Annotated in this window: 2 protein-coding genes and 1 pseudogene; all 3 read left to right on the top strand. The window is 58.3% G+C overall.

Features of this window, described 5'->3' with window-relative positions:
• Positions 1-295: pseudogene (locus CJZ82_RS17420) on the top strand (TetR/AcrR family transcriptional regulator); the annotation flags it as partial.
• A gap of 186 nt (positions 296-481) precedes the next feature.
• On the top strand, positions 482-838 hold the full coding sequence (locus CJZ82_RS17415) for a hypothetical protein (RefSeq protein WP_143593767.1): 357 nt from the start codon (positions 482-484) through the stop codon (positions 836-838).
• A 139-nt stretch (positions 839-977) separates the two neighbouring features.
• The gene (locus CJZ82_RS17410) at positions 978-1,340 is read left to right on the top strand and encodes a hypothetical protein (RefSeq protein ID WP_143593766.1); all 363 of its coding nucleotides are present in this window, start codon (positions 978-980) and stop codon (positions 1,338-1,340) included.
• The last annotated feature ends 28 nt before the right edge of the window (positions 1,341-1,368 follow it).

Genomic DNA, 1,368 nt, shown 5'->3' with positions numbered 1-1,368 from the left:
CGAGTTCCACGGCTGCCTGTTCATCAAAGCGGCCAGCGAGTACCCCGATCCCCAGGACTTGCCCCGACAGGCGGCGGTGGCCTTCAAGAAGAGCTGCGGCACCCTGCTCGAAGGGCTGTGCCGGGAGCTCCCCGCCGCCGATCCGCAGGCGCTGGCCAGGCAGCTGCAGCTGCTGCTGGAGGGCGTGCTGGTGATGGCCTTCCTGCAGCGGAACCCCCAAGCCGCCAGTGATGCGCGGCAGGCGGCAGCGAAGTTGCTGGCGGCCGAGAAGCTGGTGGCTGCCGAGGCCAGGTGATCACAAGCTGGCAGGGGAAGATGAATGGCGTTCAATCTGTCTGTGTCGGTGACTCAATCACGCCACGAGGCCGGACTTGGTGAGCACAGGCAGGCACTGCCGATCTTGCTGAAGATGGATACACAGTTCTACAAATAGAAGGTCAATGGAAGTAAGCAGAGCAATACTTCCCTGCCGGCATCTTTGATGCTCGTAGGAACAGACTGCGCCTTTGTGCGCAGGGCGTTTGACCTCAAGCAGTCTGATTTGGATTGCTCTGGCTTGCTTGATCGTGCGCAGCAAACGACCACCGAGGTTTTCATTGCTTTGATCCCGCTCACATCGCCAGCGGAGGCCAATCAATTCATCCCACCGGCGAATCAAGCCTTTCAAAGGCTGATTCATTCAAGAGGAATTCCCTTCATCGACCTGAGTCCGACCATTTCGCCAGAGGGAGCGCTGCTGGCCCGATTCATTTTTGACGGTATGCATTACACCGAGCCCGCCTATCGCCTCCGGCGGGCTGAAATCGCCGCTGCAGTCAGGCATAGCAAAGCCAGGTAGGAAGTTTCGCGCGGATCAGCCGATCCATGGTTGGCCTGATGGGCCCCCGTGAATTCCACCCTCTGGGCGAACTGGATCGCTGCCTTCCTTTCGCTGAGCTGTGAAGTTATGTGGACTGTCCCCAGCTGCTGGGGGCGACATGGCTGCTGTTCACGATGTCATGCATTCATTGACATCTGCCGAACCTCTGCTGAGGATCAGTGGAGACACCGCATCCATAATGATTCGCAAGCCAGTTCAGGACTTCTTCTTGTTCCTGGTCGGAGGTGCTCTGTTTTCGGCGGGCATTTTCCTTTTCACCAATCAGGTGATGGTTGGCTCGGGCTTTCATGGGATGGGTTGGGGCCGTCGTTTCGGTGGCGGCATGGGTTCATCCTTTGGTGGGATGTTTGCCTTTGACACAGGACAGGGATTTGGACTGCTGATGATTCCCGTATGCGTTCAGGGGGCAGGACAGCTCGCAGCGAACATCGCTACGGCTGAACCCTTGACGTCGGCGTGATTCCCGATTGCATCTCAGGCAGAGACTG

The sequence above is a fragment of the Synechococcus sp. 1G10 genome (genome assembly GCF_002252625.1).
Taxonomy (GTDB): domain Bacteria; phylum Cyanobacteriota; class Cyanobacteriia; order PCC-6307; family Cyanobiaceae; genus Regnicoccus_A.
Note: the sequence above shows the minus strand (reverse complement) of the source record. Positions and strands in the feature narration are given on the sequence as shown.